This is a genomic window from Streptomyces sp. NPDC044002, assembly GCF_056434525.1.
In genome coordinates this window covers 199,853-216,635 of the sequence record NZ_JBWKEZ010000005.1, presented here as the reverse complement: position 1 = coordinate 216,635, position 16,783 = coordinate 199,853, and the positions used below count along the sequence as shown (strand labels likewise).

The 16,783-nt window shown below is 73.8% G+C and carries 13 protein-coding genes; 7 read left to right on the top strand and 6 right to left on the bottom strand.

What is annotated here, in order from left to right:
- Nucleotides 1–2 precede the first annotated feature (2 nt).
- From AC07A6_RS05970 to AC07A6_RS05950, 5 genes are all read right to left on the bottom strand, one after another.
- Entirely contained in the window at nt 3–1,115 is a 1,113-nt protein-coding gene (locus AC07A6_RS05970; RefSeq protein WP_478776250.1) for a macro domain-containing protein, read from the bottom strand.
- 65 nt (nt 1,116–1,180) lie between these two features.
- Entirely contained in the window at nt 1,181–1,864 is a 684-nt protein-coding gene (locus AC07A6_RS05965) for an RES family NAD+ phosphorylase (RefSeq protein ID WP_386271637.1), read from the bottom strand.
- The gene (locus AC07A6_RS05960) at nt 1,864–2,577 is read right to left on the bottom strand and encodes a hypothetical protein (protein WP_386271638.1); all 714 of its coding nucleotides are present in this window, start codon (nt 2,575–2,577) and stop codon (nt 1,864–1,866) included. Before AC07A6_RS05960 ends, AC07A6_RS05965 begins: the two co-directional genes overlap by 1 nt.
- Nucleotides 2,574–5,966, bottom strand: a complete 3,393-nt coding sequence (locus AC07A6_RS05955; RefSeq protein ID WP_478776249.1) for a CHAT domain-containing protein — start codon at nt 5,964–5,966, stop codon at nt 2,574–2,576. The genes AC07A6_RS05960 and AC07A6_RS05955 overlap by 4 nt, the downstream gene beginning before the upstream one ends.
- A 115-nt stretch (nt 5,967–6,081) precedes the next feature.
- The gene (locus AC07A6_RS05950; RefSeq protein ID WP_362466074.1) at nt 6,082–6,624 is read right to left on the bottom strand and encodes a hypothetical protein; all 543 of its coding nucleotides are present in this window, start codon (nt 6,622–6,624) and stop codon (nt 6,082–6,084) included.
- A 272-nt stretch (nt 6,625–6,896) separates the two neighbouring features.
- Between AC07A6_RS05950 and AC07A6_RS05945 the strand changes: the two genes are divergently transcribed.
- A complete protein-coding gene (locus tag AC07A6_RS05945) occupies nt 6,897–10,295 on the top strand; it encodes a CHAT domain-containing protein (protein WP_478776248.1) in 3,399 nt (1,132 codons plus the stop codon).
- Here the strand turns inward: AC07A6_RS05945 and AC07A6_RS05940 are convergent.
- A complete protein-coding gene (locus tag AC07A6_RS05940) occupies nt 10,255–10,437 on the bottom strand; it encodes a hypothetical protein (protein ID WP_478776247.1) in 183 nt (60 codons plus the stop codon). The two genes, AC07A6_RS05945 and AC07A6_RS05940, sit on opposite strands and share 41 nt — an antisense overlap.
- A 61-nt stretch (nt 10,438–10,498) precedes the next feature.
- On the opposite strand from AC07A6_RS05940, the gene AC07A6_RS05935 reads away from it, so the two are divergent.
- The 6 genes from AC07A6_RS05935 (at nt 10,499) to AC07A6_RS05910 (ending at nt 16,771) form a co-directional block, all read left to right on the top strand.
- The gene (locus tag AC07A6_RS05935) at nt 10,499–11,755 is read left to right on the top strand and encodes a hypothetical protein (protein WP_478776246.1); all 1,257 of its coding nucleotides are present in this window, start codon (nt 10,499–10,501) and stop codon (nt 11,753–11,755) included.
- On the top strand, nt 11,752–13,344 hold the full coding sequence (locus AC07A6_RS05930; protein WP_478776245.1) for a vWA domain-containing protein: 1,593 nt from the start codon (nt 11,752–11,754) through the stop codon (nt 13,342–13,344). Before AC07A6_RS05935 ends, AC07A6_RS05930 begins: the two co-directional genes overlap by 4 nt.
- Nucleotides 13,328–14,116: a hypothetical protein gene (locus AC07A6_RS05925; RefSeq protein WP_478776244.1), complete on the top strand. Its 789-nt coding sequence runs from the start codon at nt 13,328–13,330 to the stop codon at nt 14,114–14,116. Before AC07A6_RS05930 ends, AC07A6_RS05925 begins: the two co-directional genes overlap by 17 nt.
- A gap of 317 nt (nt 14,117–14,433) precedes the next feature.
- A complete protein-coding gene (locus AC07A6_RS05920) occupies nt 14,434–14,970 on the top strand; it encodes an EF-hand domain-containing protein (protein WP_478776243.1) in 537 nt (178 codons plus the stop codon).
- Nucleotides 14,967–16,106, top strand: coding sequence for an isocitrate/isopropylmalate family dehydrogenase (locus AC07A6_RS05915; protein ID WP_478776242.1), 1,140 nt, complete (start codon nt 14,967–14,969; stop codon nt 16,104–16,106). The genes AC07A6_RS05920 and AC07A6_RS05915 overlap by 4 nt, the downstream gene beginning before the upstream one ends.
- On the top strand, nt 16,103–16,771 hold the full coding sequence (locus AC07A6_RS05910) for a cysteine hydrolase family protein (protein WP_478776241.1): 669 nt from the start codon (nt 16,103–16,105) through the stop codon (nt 16,769–16,771). The genes AC07A6_RS05915 and AC07A6_RS05910 overlap by 4 nt, the downstream gene beginning before the upstream one ends.
- Nucleotides 16,772–16,783: the final 12 nt, after the last annotated feature.

The window sequence follows — 16,783 nt, the reverse complement described above, 5'->3', positions numbered from 1 at the left end:
GGTCAGCCGGTCGGCCTCCGGTCGTGCGCCGGGCGGATTCCGGCCGGGAGGCGCTCCACCACCGCCGCCGCCTCGGGCGTGCGCACCACGAAGTGGACGTCCCAGCGCGCCCCCCGCGCCAGTTCCGCCTCCACGGCCGCCCACACGGCGGCCAGACTGACCCCGTAGGGCAGGCCGCCGCGCCCCGAGCCGAGCAGCGGGAAGCACACCGAGCGCAGCGGCGGCGAGTGGCGGTCGTGCTCCTCGGCGAGGACCGCCAAGGCGCGGGACACCGCCCGGGTGACGTCCGCCGGCAGTACGTCGTAGTCGTTGGTCCCGGCCCGGGGGACGGCGACCGCCGCGTGGTAGATGCGGCGTACGCCCTGCGCGGCCAGCGCCCCGGCACCGGTGGCCGCCACGGTGCCGGGGCGCACGGCCCGCCCCGACGTGCCGTGCCGCTCGGCCCATCGGCGCAGCTCCGCCGGCAGCGGGTCCGACAGGACCTCGCCGGTGACCCCGTGCACGGCCGCCGCCCGCCGCAACGACGCGGCGATGGACGACTTGTACGCCTCCGGCAGCGCGAGGAACACATTGGACGGGGAGACGACCACGTCCACGTCGCGCAGCAGGTCCACGGGGTGGACGTGCACGGTGAGGCCGACCGTCCGGCCGGCGGTCCGGACCTCCACGGTCCGGTGGCTGCCCAGGCCGCCGCCGTCCGCGGCGGCCGGACCGGCGTCCGCCGCTCCCGCGTCCGCCGCCAGCCGCACGATGTGCTCGGCGACCTGGCCGAGCACCATCACCTCCTGGTCCTTGCGGAACCGCTCGACGCTCACCCCGTAGAGCGCGGCCGCCCTGGCGCGGCGGGAGGACGCCGGCCAGTCCCGCGTCCCCTGGGCCAGGCCCAGGGTGTACTCGGCGGCGCTGCGCAGCGTCCCCGCGTCCAGGCGCGCGACCGCGCACCGCAGCAGCACCTCGATGGGGGCGCCCGGCGGCCGGGCGGAAGGCGCGGCCGCCGCCTCCGCCGCGGCCTCCAGGGCGGGCAGCGCACGTCCCCTCAGCCGGACCAGCCCTGCGCGCCTGACCTCCTTCAACTCGGTGAGAAGTGCGGTGTAATCAGATGGGGGTAAGGCCATGGGCCCACGATGGCATCACCCTTCACGGGCGGACAAGCGCGGTCACCCGCTCGTCGGCCCCGGCCTCACCGCGTCAGGGGTTCCGACACCTCCGCCTGCAGCGGACCGAGCAGCCCGTTCACTTCCTCGATGCCCTCCGCGGAGCCGAGGTCCGCGATGCCCCGTCCCGGCAGTACCTCCAGGGCGTTGCAGTGGCAGTCGTCGAAGCGGTCGTGGAAGAGCACCATGGCGTGCCTGGGGCGGTTCCGGCGGGACTGCCAGACCAGCCCCATGGCCTCGGGCGCCTGCGCCCGGATCTCACTCGTCCACCGCCGCGCCATCGGATAACTCCGCTCGTCGTCCAGGAGGTTGGCGGTCTGGCGGACGGCAGCGAGGTCCTTCTCCTCCAGCAGCGAGACCAAGGTCAGCTCACGCGTGGTGCGCAGCACGCTCAGGGTCCGGCCGTGGACGCTGATGTACGGGATCTCCCGCCTGTCGCCCGTCCAGGGCACCGAGCGCAGCACGCTCTCCGCGACGGCGGTCAGGGCGGTGTCGGCCACGTACAGGCTCCGGTACGGGTCCAGCACCGTGCCCTCGAAGCGGCCGCCGTTGAAGTGGAGGTCCGCCAGCGTCGGGTTGAACTGGGTCGGCCCGTACTTGGACTTGTGCACGCGCCACAGCTCCGTGCCGGCCGGGATCACCTCGACGTTGGGGCGCAGTTCGTTCTCGATCATGGGGAAGAACCTGATCGCGGGCATGAGGTTGCTCATCACTCACCCTCCACGAGTGCGGCGGCCGCACCGACGAGTTCGTGGTCGGGCAGCAGTCCCAGGAGCGATACCGGGGGCCCGCCCAGCCAGGTGTTCGCGCCGAGCCACCAGGACGCGGCGCCCCGGGGATCGATGTCCGCCAGGAGCAGCCGGTTGACTTCGAGGACGACCTCGTGCGGGGTGCCGCCGCCCGCGGGGAACTGGAACCGCGGATAGCGGTCGCCGTTCGGCGGGTCCGCCAGCCTGATCAGTTCGGACGGTGGCACACCACCGCAGCGGGCCGTCGCCTCGGCGGCGGACAGCGCCGGCTCCCGCAGCAGCGGATCGGGCCCGCGGCCGTCGCCGGCCCCCGCGGCGTGCGTGGCGGCGGGAGCGGGCCCGGCGGGTGCCGGCTCCGGGGCCGTCATCAGGCTGAGCAGTGCCAGCGCCTCCGTCACGGCCGCCGGCCCGGGCGGCGCGGCCATCAGCCGTGACCCGTCCACCAGGACGCGTACCGGATGCCCGAACGGCAGCGGCCGCAGTGCCAGCCGGATGCCCTGGAGCGCCCTGCGCACCGCCATGGTGTCGTCCGCCGGTGCTTCGGCGAGCGCGGTCAGCCGGGTGAGCAGCAGCGCGTGCTGCTCGTCGTCGAGTGCCGCGCGGATGGACTCCCAGTGCTCGCCGATCAGGGCGAGCAGCGGTTCCGCGGATGGTCCGCGGCCCTCCTCGTTCATGCTGTCCCTTCCGCTGTGTTCGTCGTGCCCGGACCCGGGTGCCCCTGATGGATGAAGGCGGCCCAGATCGCGGTCCGTTCCAGTCCCGGCCGTCCCATCTCCCGCAGGAGGTCGCCCTGGAGGGAGCCGGGGTTCTCGCGGTGGGGGTCGAGCATCCACAGCTGCGCGGCCCTCAGGGCGTCCACGGGGCTGAGCCCGTCGACGACGAGGTGGTGGTGGAACACCGCCATCAGCAGCGCCGAGCCGCTGTCCTGGGCCAGCCACCGCGATCCCACGACGTCCCGCGCTCCGGCGGCGGCGAAGGCCGTGGTCAGGGTGAGCGCCTCGTCGTGGTCGCCCTTGCTCAGATCCGTCTGGCATGCGCTCAGGACGACCAACGGCCCGTCGGGCTTGTCCTGTTGGTCCTTCCGGTCGAGCAGCCGGGTCACGGTCAGGGGCGCCGGTGTGCACTGGTCGTCGGCCGCGAGGGTCAGGGCCGAGACCGTGGGGCGGGTGTCCGCCGACCCGTGCGAGACCACGTGCAGCAGGGAGGTGCCGTCGGAGAGGAACCCCAGGACCGCGTCGGGCGTGCCGGGCGGCAGCTCCTCGCCGTAGAGCGTGCCGCACAGCAGGGCATGCGGATAGAAGGCGTCCCGCAGGGCGGTGACCTCCAGATCGGAGAAGCCCAGGTCCATCGTCGGGTCGGCGACCACCACGGGGGCGGCCGCCGGGTCCCGCGGGGCTCGTGCCGCCGTCCGCAGGAACTGGCCGCCGGACGCCGCGTAGCTGACGACCGCCACCTGGCAGAGCCGCTCGTGGGCGGCCTCGGCCGGGAGCCGCGCGGCGTGCCACGGCACGATCCCCAGGCGCCCGCAGGGCACCAGTACGACGCGGAGGGGCCGGTCCTCGTCGTCCCGCCCTTCGCGGTCCGCCGCCAGGCGCTCCTCGATACCGCCGAGGACCGGGCCGAGCGCCTGGAACGCCCAGTCGCACAGTTCCTCCAGGGCGTCCTCCCACGCCCGGGCTGCTGCGGCGTCGTACTGGTCGCGGTCCCGCGCCGCCGCGGCCTCCACGTAGCGTGCCAGCGGGCCGTCCTCGTCGTCGGTGAGCTGGGGCAGGGCGCCCGCACCAGCTCCCAGCCGGGGCCCCACCGCGATCACCAGGCCCGGCCCCTCCGCGTCGCCCGCCACCAGGTACAGGAGGACGTCCGCACCCGCGTCGGCGAGCCCGTCCGCGAGCTCGCTCAGCGTGGGCGTGCCCAGCAGGCCACCGTCCCGGCGGTAGCCGAGGGCGTCGAGGGCCTGGCGGCGCAGGGTGCTCGGCAGCAGTCCGGGAACCTCGCCCGCGTCGCCCGGACCGCTGCCGTCGCCCGCGGCGCCTCCTTCACCCCGCGCGCCGCCGGCGGCCGTCCGCCAGGCCTCGGCGAGGTCCCGGCGCCCTGCCGCTGCCAGGAGTTCGGGCACGGCCGAGGAGGCCGAGGCCGCCTGCAGGACCAGGGCCCGGCCCAGCTCCAGCGCGGACACGGCCTCGTGCAGCCTTCCGTACGAGACGGCCATCCGGGCCGCCCGTACCCCCCGGCTCGCTCCGGTACGGGCGGCCAGCAGGCCGTGCTCGGCGCCCGCCTGGAGGAGGACGTCGCCGGCCAGGGCCGTCAGTGCCTCCTTGGCGGCTTCGAGCACGACGCCGTCCGCGCCGGGCGCCGGGTCGGAGTCCTTCCCGAGCCGGCCCCGGAGGTGGTAGGCCTCGGCCAGGTGCCACAGTGCGTCGGCGGCGACCCGTGGTGCCCTGCCCTCCCGGACGCCGTCCCGGAGGCGTTCGAGTTCGCCGATCATGACATCGAGTACGGCAGGGTCGCGGTCGAGGCCGAAGCGCACGCCCAGGGAGAGCGTGGACGCGTAGAGGTCCTCCATCGAGGCGTCCGGGGGCGGCGGAACGTGATCGGGGAGCGAGGTCGCCGGCACCCCGGCGAGGGCGTCGCGGATCAGGCCGAGGTCCCCCGTCCAGGCGACGGGGAGCTCGTCCGCGAAGGGCAGTCCGCTCTTCTTGGCGCGGTCCATCGCCTGCTCGAAGTAGGGCAGGGCCCGCAGCAGACTCTCCCGGTCCCGGGTCACGGCCCCGAGCGAGCCGTGAGCCGCGCCGAGCGCACCGTCGACCACGAACCGGAGCGGATCGCCCTCGGGTACGGCCGCTCCCAGGGCCTCCGCCTCCGCCACGAGAGCGTGGAGCGCCCGGAGGTCCTCGGCCTCCCGCGCCTCCATCGCCCGGGAAGCGATCGACATCGCACGGCCCAGGGCGACGGGGTCACCCATGCCCTGGGGCAGCGAGCCCGAGACCGACTCCAGATGATCGATGACCGAGTCCAGGTGGGCGCGGCCGGCGGACATGTCCTGGCGGGTGCCGCCCACCGCCGGACTGATGCCGAGCAGGAGTGCCCTCAGGCCCTCCAGGGCGGAGGTCTGGTCCGGGCCCGGCAGCGGCAGGTCCTGTGCCGAACGCAGCTTGCCGAGCAGGTCGTTGAGCGCCTGCGGGTCACCGCTGCGCAGCACGGGGTCGAGCCCCTCGGTGGTCGCGTTCACGGCGTCCAGGGCGCGGACCATGTTCCGGAAGTCGTCGGGGGTGAGCGTCGGAGCCGGCTCGGGCTCCGGCTCCGGCTCCGGCTCGGGCTCCGGCTGCCGGGGCGGGCCGGGCGGCGTCGCCCTGCCGTGTGCCGGGCTTCCGCCGAATCCCCCGGCGCCCGCGAACGCCCGCTCCATCATCTGCCGTAACTGATCCGCGAACGGCGAACCGGCCGGCACCATGGCCGCCATCATGTCGGACAGCCCCTGCAGGGAAGGAGCCGAGAGGACGTCCTGGACCTGGCCCAGTTGACCCCGCACCTCGGCCGGCAGCGGGAGCTGTGACAGGTCGTCCATCAGCTCGCGCATCTCCGTCGCCATGGTGAGCATCCCGGCGGGGCCGGCCCGGGCGAGCCAGTCGAGGTAGCCGGAGAGGTCGGGCGCGGCCCCGTAGGGCCCCTCCTGGGGCTGGATCGGCGAGACGTGGCTGACCAGGAACAGCGCGGCCCATCGCCGGTCCTCCTCGGCCACCACCGCCCCCAGCGGGGTCTCGCGGTCCCGGGCTTCCCTCAGCAGAGCCTCGGCCCGGTCCCGGTCCGCGCCCGTACCACCCCCGTGCGCGTGCCGCACGGTCAGCGCACCCGCGAGCCACACGCTCACCGAGCCGCGCAGTTCCTCGTCGTGGTCCAGCAGCACGGCGAGCTGCTCCAGTTCGGCGACCGACGCGTCGCAGGCGCGGGGTGTCGGCGGACCGGCTGCCGCCTGCATGCCGGGGAGCAGCCGCTTCACCCGTTCCACGGCGTCCGACACCCAGGCCCGCAGGCCCTCGACGCCACCGCTCTCCTCCCGGCTCACCGGCATTCCGTCCCTCCGGGCCACGAACGGCCCTCACGCGCCCCAACAGCCATGGATTCCACCCACTATGCACATCCGTGGCGGGCGTCGCGGCGAGTTCCCCCGCTTCTCCCCGTCAACGACCCGGGTCCGACCTGGAGGCGCCCAGGTCCGCCCGCATCTCCCGCCGCATCTCCCGCAGCCGGGCCCACAGCGATTCGATGGCCGCGTGTGCGGCCGCCGGTGAGTCCCCCGGACGTCCGGAGCCTTCGTCCAGCCGCCGGAGCATGCCGTAGACGGCCCCGAGACCGTGACTGACGTCGGCCGCGTGTTCGAGCACCCGCTCCGGCAGTCGTATCTGCGCTTGCGCGTACACCTCCCGGTGGTGGTCGCGCGCACCGGCCAGGCGCTGCCGGGCGTGAGACGCCTCCGCGTCGCTCCCCAGTGCGTGCAACTGGTCGGTGAGTGCGGCCAGATACTGCCGGCCGGAGGTGTTGAGCGCCACGTAGCACGACCACAGCTCCTGGGCCGAGGCGCGCCGGTCCCACAGCTCTTCGGCCCGCTCCTGCTCGCGCTGCCGGCTGCGATCGGCCGCCCGCTGGGTCAGCAGCGCGGACATCAGTGTGCCGACGACACCCGCGATCGCGGTCAGCGGAGCGGTCAGCACACCGATGTCCACGCAGCCCCCCTCGTTCCCCGTACGACAAGCGAAGCAGCGGAGCGGGCGTCCGGTGAAGGGCCGGCCCGGAGTTCGACCGGTGTTTGCCCCGTCGGCGCCCACAAGGGCCGGGAGCGGGCGGCGTCGTGGTCGGCGCCGGGGCAGCGACCGGTCGATTTCCGGCCGGGAAGGGTGAGTTGACCACGATCGGGTTCGACGGGAGCACGATGCGGCGATGATGGGCCGCGGGAACGGCCGGACGGAAGCACCGAGGCGGACGGGGGCTTGGGGACATGGCGGTGGACGGGGAGAGCGGCGGGGTCCGGGCACTTCGAGCCTGGGCCGAGGAAGCGGCCGAACGGGCCGCCCGGCTGATGGGAGGGGGAGGCGAGGGCGCCCCCGTGTCCGGGGAGGAGTTCGAGGCGTCCGTCACCGAACTCTCGCGGCTGCGGCCCCTCCTGGACCACGACCCGGAGCTGCTCGGCAGGGTCACCCTGGTGCTCGGCGGCCTGCTCGCCACCCGCCACGCCACCGGACGCGGCACACCGGACGACCCGGAACGGGCCCGGCGTCTCCTCGAGGAGGTGCGGGACCGGACGACGGCCGCCGGGGAGTGCACCTCGGAGGACGCCAGGCGGTGGGCGGCGATGTTCCTGATGATGGTGTCGGGTCATGCGGAGCCGGGCCGTCCGGCGGGGGCGCCCCCGGATTTCTGGTCCGTCTTCGACCGGGCGATGGCGGCCGGGCCCGAGGGTGCCGCCGCAGAGGCGGGCCGGATGGCCGCGCTGGCCGCCGAGGCCGGGCAGCTGCCGCTGCCGCCGGAACTCCACGCCATGCTGGGGCAGGCGCAGGACGTACTGGCGTACATGGTGGAGACGGACCTCTCCGAACCCGAGAAGCTGCTGGCCATGCTGCCCCCCGGACTGCCGTTCGGCGATCAGCTGCGGACCCTGCTGGGCCTCGTGGCAACCATGCCCGACCCGGCGGATCCGGCCGCCCCGGCCGGATCGCGCGAGCCGTCGGCACCGGGGGCCGTCGGCCAGGAGCAGCAGCCGGAGCAGCAGCCGGAGCCGGAGCCGGAGCCGGAGTCGGAGCAGCAGCCGGAGCCGGAGGCCGACACGGCGGTCACCGGCGCCTGGTTGGCCTCCCTGCTCGGCCTGCAGGAGGCCCTGCAAACCGGCGACCCCGAGTCCCTCAGCCGGCTCCTGCACCGGCTGGGCGGGCAGCTCGACAGCCTGCCCACGGGGCACGGCCGGGCTTCCGAGATCGAGAACCTGATGCGCATGGTGCTCCAGACCGCCGGGCCGCTCGGGGGCAGCCGGGCGGACACCGGCGAGGCCCATGCCCAGCTCGCCTCGATCATGGAGCACTTCACGCAGTGGACGGCCGGGGATCCCGCAGGGGCCGAACTCACCGTCGCCGTCCGTGCACACGAACTGTTCACCAGAATGGCCGCCCAGGAGGAAACGCAGAACGAGGAGGAGTACCTGAGGCTGGTGGGCGAGGTGGAGGCCCTCGAACGGGAGACGCCCCCGGAGCACTCCTTCCGCTGGCTGGTGGAGCTCGTCCACAGCGCCACGCTCACCACGCTGGCCGAGCGCACCGGCGACGCCGGGATGCTCGTGCGCGGCCTGGCGCGGCAGCAGGCCGCCCTCGCGGGCGTGCCCGCGACGGAACACGGGTTCCCCCAGGAACAGCTGGTGGCGCTCCGTGAAGCGCTCCAGGCCGCGCGGTCCGTGCTGGGCGACACCCCCGGCCTCATGCCCGACGCCGCTCCGCCGGCCCCGGGCGCCGCGACGGGCACCCGTTACCTCGCCGCCCTGACGGCGACCCTCCGGCACTCCACCACCGGTGACCCCGCCGATCTGGACGCCGCCATCAGCGGACTGGAGCAGGTGCGCGACGACGTCCGGCTGGGCCGGGCGCCGCAGCTCGCCGCCCCCGCCCTGTGGCAGCTCGCGGAGAACTACCGCCGCCGCCGGCACCACACCCAGGACCCGGCGGACCGGGACGCCGCCACGGACGCGGCCCTGGAATCGCTGACGGCACTCGCCGGGCAGGTCATCCTGCAGGCCGGCTCCGACCACGCCCTGCTGGCCGCCCGGTCCGGCTCCGACCGCGGAGTGCGGGCCGCCATCTGGGCCGCCTCCCAGGGCCGCGTCGAGGATGCGGTCGCCGCGCTCGAACTGGGCCGCGCCCTGGTCCTGAAAGCGGCGTCCACCTCCCGGGCCGTGCCCGAACTGCTGGAGTCCCGCGGCCACCACGACCTCGCGGGCGAATGGCGGGCGGCGGAACGCCGGCGCGACGGAGCCGGACCCGGCACCGGAACCGGAACCGGTGGGGCGCCCGACACGCTCCTCTGGGAGCTGCCCAGCTCCCTGCGGCGCCGCGCCCTGGAGGCCCTGGGGCCGCGGGAACCGGGCGGCGCCCTCTTCCGCACCCCCACGGTCGACGAGCTCAAGGCCGGGGTGGCCGAGGGCAACGCGGACGCACTGGTCTACCTGCTCGCGGGCGAGGCCGGCACACCGGGCATGGCGGTGGTCGTGGGCCCGGACATCGGCACCGGAGTACGGGCACTGCCCCTCCTGTCCGAAGAGCAGAGCGGCCCCCTGGAGCACTACCTCGACGCCGCGGCAGCCCACCAGGAGCGACCCGGGGACCCGGCCGCCGCGCAGACCTGGGAAGGCGCCCTGTCCGATCTCTGCGACTGGGCGACGGAGGCGGTGATCCTCCCCGTGATCAGCGGCATCGCGGAACGGCTGGCCGAGAACGAGAACCGGCGCAAGGACCGCCCCGGCCCGCCCAGGATCGTGCTGGTGCCCTGCGGCCGCCTCGGCATCGTGCCCTGGCACGCGGCCCGCCTGCCCGCGGAGGCCCCCGGCGACTACGTCTGCCAGATCATGGTCATCAGCTACGCGGCCTCCGGCAGCCAGTTCCTGAACGCGGTCCGGCGCGGCCGGCGCGCCCCGGCCGACGCCCCCGTCCTGGTGTCGGACCCCACCATGAGCCTGCCGTACGCGGAGCTGGAGGTGGCGGCGCTGCAGCAGTCCCTCTACCCGCGGGCGCGCCTGTACGGGGAGTTCTACGAACCGCCCGCCGAGCCCGCGGCCACCGGCACTCCGGACGACCTCCTCGACGCACTCGCCGGTGCTCCGTCCCTGCTCCACGTGGCGTGCCACGGCTCGGCCGGCACCAACCCGATGACCTCCGCGCTGCGCCTGGCTCCCGACGGTGACCGGGAGGAGGAGGGCAGGCCCACCGACCTGCTGACCGTCTCCCGGCTCCTCGACCGCCAGACGGACGGACAGGACTCCCCGGACGGGCCGCTGGTCGTGCTCAGTGCCTGCGAGACGGACCTGAGCAGGCGCGACCACGACGAGGCGCTCACCCTGACGACCGCCTTCGTGGCGAGCGGCGCACGGGACGTGGTGGGCTCCCGGTGGGCAGCCCAGGACTCGGGCGCGGCGCTGATGATGGCCGTGTTCCACCACTACCTGACCGTCGGGGGAATGAGCCCGGTCGACGCGCTCCACGCCGCTCAGACGTGGATGCTCGACCCGGAGCGCCGGAACCCGGGATCGCTCGGCGACAGCCTGCTCGAAGAGCTGACCCGCGGCCCGGACCTGCACCGCCCGGCGATCTGGGCCGCCTTCAGCCACCAGGGCCATCCGGGGCCGTCCGCCACGGGGTGACGGTGACGGCGACGGTGACGGTGCGCAGGTCGACGGCGCGGCTCCCGTCGCCGTGGCGGAAGGCGCGGGCGACCACGTGGCCGGTCCGGGACGGCCGCTTCGAGCGGGCATGCGAATTCTCGGCGAACTGAGTATCGGACACCAGATCGCGCGGGTACGCTCCCGGCGGTGCGGGGGAGCAGCGCCGAGGGGGGAGCGTGTCGGTGGGCGGGGAGTTACGGGTCGTCGAGGAACCGCGCCTGGCCGTCGGGCGGCCGGTGTCCTCACGGTGGCCCAGACGCAGACTCGGGGCCGTCCTGGCACCCGCTCTGGCGGTCGTGCTGATCGGTGGCGCGCTGCTGGCCGAGTCGGGGAACGCGGCCCTGCCGGCCGAGCGCATCGTCACCCTGGAGGGCCGGATGGCCTCCAAGCGGGACTACTTCGAGGACCCCGAAGTCCAGCGCATCCTCCTGCGGCACCACATACGGCTGCACATCACCAGCGCCGGATCGCGGGAAGTCGCCGTCCGCGACCTGTCCGGGTACGACTTCGTCTTCCCCTCCGGCCAGCCCGCGGGCGACCTGATCACGACCCGGCTCGCCGCGGAGAACAAGTACGCCAAGGTGCACCGCCCCTTCGTCAGCCCGATCGTGCTCGCCACCTACCGGGAGTACGCCGAGACGCTGCGCGAAGCCGGGATCGCCACCCCACAGCCCGGTTCCTCCGCCGACGGCGCCCCGGGCCGGCCGCTCTACTACGTGCTGGACATGGGCATGTTCCTCTCCGGCATCAACGAGGGGAAGCGCTGGAACGGCCTGGGCATCCAACGGCACGGAATCTCGAACGACAACCGGATCGTGGTCCAGTCGCCGGACGTCTGCGAGTCCAACTCGGCCGGCACCTACCTGGCGCTGGTTTCGTACACCCGGCGTGGCAACGGCAGCGAGGTCCCCTCGACCGACCAGGAGGCAGACGCCCGCGCCGACGCCATCGCACCCCTCATGGAGCACGGGCTGCCGGCCTCCGACGTGTTCCGTACGTACATCTCCCCGGAGGGCAAGGGGATCGCCCCGCTCGTCGTGGCGTACGAGCACCAGTACCTCACCTACCAGGCGCAGGTCCTGGCCGAGTCCAAGCGGCTGGACACCCAACGGGTGCTGCTCTACCCCTCCACCCAGTTCGTCACCCAGCCGGAGTTCATCGCGCTGAACCGGGACGGCGACCGGCTCGGTGAACTGCTCACCCACGACCCCGGGTTGCGGCGCCGCGCGATGGAGCTGGGCTTCCGGATCCTCGACCCGGCCGGCAAGGTGGCGGGCGACCAGCTCACCCGGTTCCTGGAGGACCGCCGCATCCCCGTGCCCTCGGTGGCCGGCAACGACACCCGCTCGCCCATGCCCCGCATCCGCTACCTGGAGCGGATGATCTCCCGCATCGGCGGCTGCCCGGCCGCCGACGTGTCGGGCGGGCCACCCGGATGAGCGGGCGCAGTCGGACGACCGGACTGCTCGCGCTGTGCCTGGGCCTGCTCTGGCTGTTCGCCGGCACGGCATGCACGCCGTCCGGCGACCGGCCGGTCACCTTGCGGGTGCTGGCCGATGCCGAACTCCAAGACATGAAGCCCCTGTTGGACGAGCTCAGGCGCGACACCGGGATCACGCTGGAGATGGACCACCGGGGCACGGACGACGTGGTCCGGGCGCTCACCGGCACCCGCCACGGGCACGACCTCGCCTGGCTCGCCTCCGACCGCCCCCTCCAGCTGAGGCTGAAGGCCGCCGGACCCCGCACCGAGAACCCGCTCGCCACCAGCATCATGCGGTCCCCGGTGGCGATCGGCCTCAAGCGGGCCGCCGCGGACCGGCTGCGGCAGCGCGCACCCGACGGCCGGATCTCCTGGGCCGACGTGGCCGACGCCGCCGCCGACGGCTCCTTGACCTTCGGTATGGCCGACCCCAGGCACACCGACAGCGGCCTGGCCGCGCTCGTCGGCGTCGCGACGGCCGCCGCGGGGACGGGCTCCGCCCTGCGGCCCGAAGACGTCTCCTGCGAACGGCTCCGGGGGTTCTTCACCGGGCACCTCCTCACCGAGGACTCGCCGCCCGCCCTCGCTGACGGGTTCGTACGACGCCAGGGCGAGCTGGACGCACTCGTCACCTACGAGTCCGAGCTCCTCGCGCTCAACGCCGGCGGGCGGCTGCGCGAGCCGCTGCAGATCGTCCACCCCGAGGACGGCATGGTGCTCGCCGACTACCCCCTGCTGCTCCTCGACCCGGCGAAGAGAGTCGCTTACGACCGGCTCGTGGCCTGGCTGAAGAGCGGACCGGTCCAGAAGAAGATCATGGAACGCACGCTGCGCCGGCCCGTCGACCCCGCCGTCCCCCGGATCGAATCCCTCCGCCCGCCCATAGGCAACGCCCTGTACTTCCCCGACCGGCAGGAGGTGCTCGACCGGCTGCTCGCCGACTACGGAAAGGCCGAGGGCGCGCCGCCCGCGCGGGTGTTCTTCGTCCTCGACTTCTCCATGTCCATGGCGGGCGAGCGCATCGCCGCGCTCCGCGCCACGTTCGCCGGGCTCAGCGGCGCGGACGACTCCCGGTCGGGCAAGTTCCTCCGGTTCCACCGCGGCGAGTCGTTCACGGTGATCCGCTTCGCCGGCCGGGTGCTGGACGAACGCACCATCACCTACCGCACGCAGGCCGATCTGGACCTGCTGCGGCAGGCCGTCGCCGCCGACGACTTCGGAGAGGACACCGCGGTGTGGTCCGCACTCGACCACGCCTACGGCCGAGCGGCCGAACTCGTACGGGATTCCCCCCGGCAGGGCGCCTCGGTCGTCCTCATGACGGACGGCGAGAACAACGCCGGGACCGGGCTCGACGCCTTCCTCGACCGGTACCGGGCGCTGCCCGAGGCGGCCCGGGCCGTCCACACGTACACCGTTCGCTACGGCGACGCCGACCCCCGGGAACTCGACCGCGCGGCGCGGGCCACCGGCGGACGGATGGCCGACGCCACCGCCCAGTCACTGCTGAACGCCTTCAAGGAGACCCGTGGCTGTACTGAGTGAGGAGTGGTGGGGCGTCTGGTGGCCCTGGATGCTCCTGTGGCTGCTGACGGCGGGCGCGGCGCTCACGCTCGTGGTGCTCGCCCTGTCCTGGCTCACCGGAGGCGGCCGCTCCGCCGGGCAGAACCTCACCTACAGCATCTGCTTCTACCTGCACGAGAAGTCCGTCATGGACCACTACCAGATGCGCGGCTACGCGGCCGCGCTGCGCCGGGAGGTCGAGCAGCGGACCAGCGACAGCAAGGACGGGACGATCCGGACCAAGGTCTTCGGGGTCGGCGCGGACGCGGGCCGGCGGGAGAACCGCGAGGTCGTCAGCAGGTACCTGGAAGTCGCCGAGCCCATATCGGTGATCGGCCTGGTCATGGACGTGCTGGAGGAGAAGGACGTGATCGTCCACGTCGATCTCGTCAACCAGACGGTCCTGCGCAACAAGGCCCTGGCGAAGGCCCTCGCCGCCGCCCCCGAGACCCGGCCGGCCCGTCCCGGCCCGGCACGCCGGGACATACGGCTGCGGGACATCGAGGACTTCGTGCTCATCCGGGGCCGGTTCCGCAAGATCGACGACACCCCGGAGGGCACGGTCTTCCTCGCCCCGTACGGAGACCCCGAAGACCCCGCCCGCGGGCCGCGGGTACGGGTCACCTGTGCCACGGAGGGGCTGCGCAACGAGGTGCCGAAGGGCCCCTTCTCCGCGCGCTGCCTGGGCAAGGTCCAGGACTGGAACGCGGAGGAGGCGGTGCTGGAGGTACAGGCCATGGCGATCTTCCGCTGACAAGCAGCCCCCGCTCCTGCTCCGGCGCCTCCGTGTACAGGCCGACCACGGCGGCCGGCCGCGGCACGCAGGACGGCGTTGTCGAGCGTCTGAGGCAGACATGGGCGGAGGGTCCGCCCGGCGAGGAGCTCGGCTCGGTCCGACGCCTGTTCCTCCGGGGGTCATCCGACTGACGGTGAATTAGCTCGATGGGGTGCAATGGTCCGCCTGATGTCCGCTGGCGCCCTCGTGTGACTGCTGGGACCGGATACTGATCAACGGCCCGGGCCGTGATTCCCGGCCGCGATCCCCTCCTTCGGACTGAGAGGCGTTCCGCCATGCCCACTTTCGAGGCCACCGACCGCATCGGACTCGTGTTCTCGGTCTTCGACGTCGACGGCAACGGCGTCATCGAGTCGGCGGACTTCGACCTGATGAGCAGCCGGGTCGCGGCCGCACTGCCGCACGCCGGTGCCGACGCGAAGGACCGCCTCACGGCCGCGCTCGGCCGTTACTGGGAGACCCTGGTGCGTGAGCTGGACGCGGACGGCGACGGCCGCATCAGTCCCGAGGAGTTCACGGCCGTGGTGCTCGACCCGAAGCGGTTCGACGCCGTGGTGGACGAGTTCGCCGAGGCTCTGGCCGGGCTCGGCGACCCGGATGGCGACCGGATGGTCACCCGCCCCGACTTCGTCGCCCTGATGACCGCGATCGGCTTCGAACTCCCCAACATCCAGGCACTGTTCGACGCTCTCGGCCCGGTCGACGGCGACCGTGTCGAGGTGGCGGTCTGGGCCGAGGCGATCCGCGACTACTACCGGCCCGAGAGGGCCGACATCGCCGGAGACCGGCTGGTCTCAGGCGTGGCACGTTGACCGTGCTCGGCCACCAGACCGGTGCCGGCGGCCCCGGCGCCGGTGCCCCGGCCGTGCCCGTGATCGGGCTCGCGACCGGCCGGGGTACCGGCCCGGAGCTCGCCCTCGTCTTCGAGCAGGTGCTGGCCGCGCTCACCGCCGACCTCCCGACCGGGGTGCGGATCATACGGCCCGACCGTCTCTACCACTCGTACGTCTCGCTGCGTACCGAGGGCGATCCAGCCCGCGTCCAGTGGCTGACCGCGCAGGACGCGGACCACTACGAGGACTTCTGCAGGAACCTCGCCGCCCGGGGTGCCACCGCGCTCTTCCGTACCGCCATCAACGCCCAGTCGCTCTACCTGGTGCGCCAACGTCTGCGCGCCGTCAAGGTGGACCTGCTCCGGGCCGACGGAACCTCCGTGTTGCTGGTGCGTGACCAAGCCCAGGGCTTCTACACGGGCGAGAACCAGCACGCCCCGGGCCGGCTGACCCGCACCCTCACGTTCAGCCGGGACATCACCGAGGCGGTCATCGAGTACGCGGTGCGGCGGGCCCGGCGGGAGTGGCCGGACGGGCGGATCGACCGTGTCGTCATGGCCTACAAGTTCCATCTGCTGGACGGTGCGTTCGACCATTGGGTGGCAGATGTCGCGGACCGGCTCGGCCTGCGCATCGAGGTCTTCCAGCCCGACACGGTCAACCGGAACCTGATCGCCCACGGCCTGCCCGAGCGCACCCTGGTCATCGCCGGCAACGAGTGGGCCGACATCATGCACGTCGTCCTGCTGGACCGCTTCGGCGCCGAACGGCAGGAGAACCGCTGCACCGAGAACGTCTACCTCGGTCTCGGCGACGCAGGACCCGTCGAGTACCAGACCGTGCACGGCTCTGCCGACGACCTGGCGGGCCGTGATCTGGTCAACCCGGTGGCCACGATCCGTGCGGCCGCGCTGGTCGCCGAGCGGCACGCGGGCGTCCCGGGCGCCGTCGGAGCAGTCGAGGCAGCGCTCACGGAGCTGGAGCGCCAAGGGGTGGGGACCCCGGACCTCGGCGGTGAGCACTCCACCGCCGCCGTGGCCGACGCGCTGGTCGACCTGCTGACCACGGCCCGGGCGGCCGGCCTGGCTCACGCCGCATTGGACCACAGCTCGTGAGCGGCGCCACGGCCTCGGGTCCGGACACGGACGACGGGACCGCCACCGCGCTGGTGGTGGTGGACCTGCAGAACGACTTCTGTACCGGCCCGGTCGCCACCGCCCGCTTCGCGGGGGATCCCACCGACCTGGACCGCGTGACCGAGGGCAGCCTGCGGGCGGTGGCCGAGGCGCGGAGCCGGGGCGTGGAGGTGCTGTTCGTCCGCTTCTTCGGTGACCCCGCACACCAAGGGCCCGCCTGGCGCTCGCGCGATCAGCGCCGGGGCAGGCCGCCCAAGTGTCTGGAGGGGAGCTGGGGAGCGGAGTTCCACCGGGTCTTCCCGGCCCCGGGCGAGCGGGTCTTCACCAAGCGGGCTTGCTTCGACGCCTTCCTCGCCGAAGGCTTCGAGCAGCACCTGCGGGCCCGGGGCATCGGTCACCTCGTCCTGGCGGGCCTGTTCGCCGACGTGTGCGTGGATTCCACGGCCCGCACGGCCTTCCAGAAGGGTCACCACATCACCGTCCTCTCGGACTGCACCACCTCGCTCCACCTGCCCTACGACGAGGTGCTGGGCTTCGCCCGCACCGTGTACGGTGCCCGGACCCTGTCCCGGGAGGATCCCGCGGCCTGGGCGGCGCCCGAACAGCGGCGGGAGGAGCCGCCGTGCCCGGCGTCCGGAGGCTGACGGCCCTGTCCG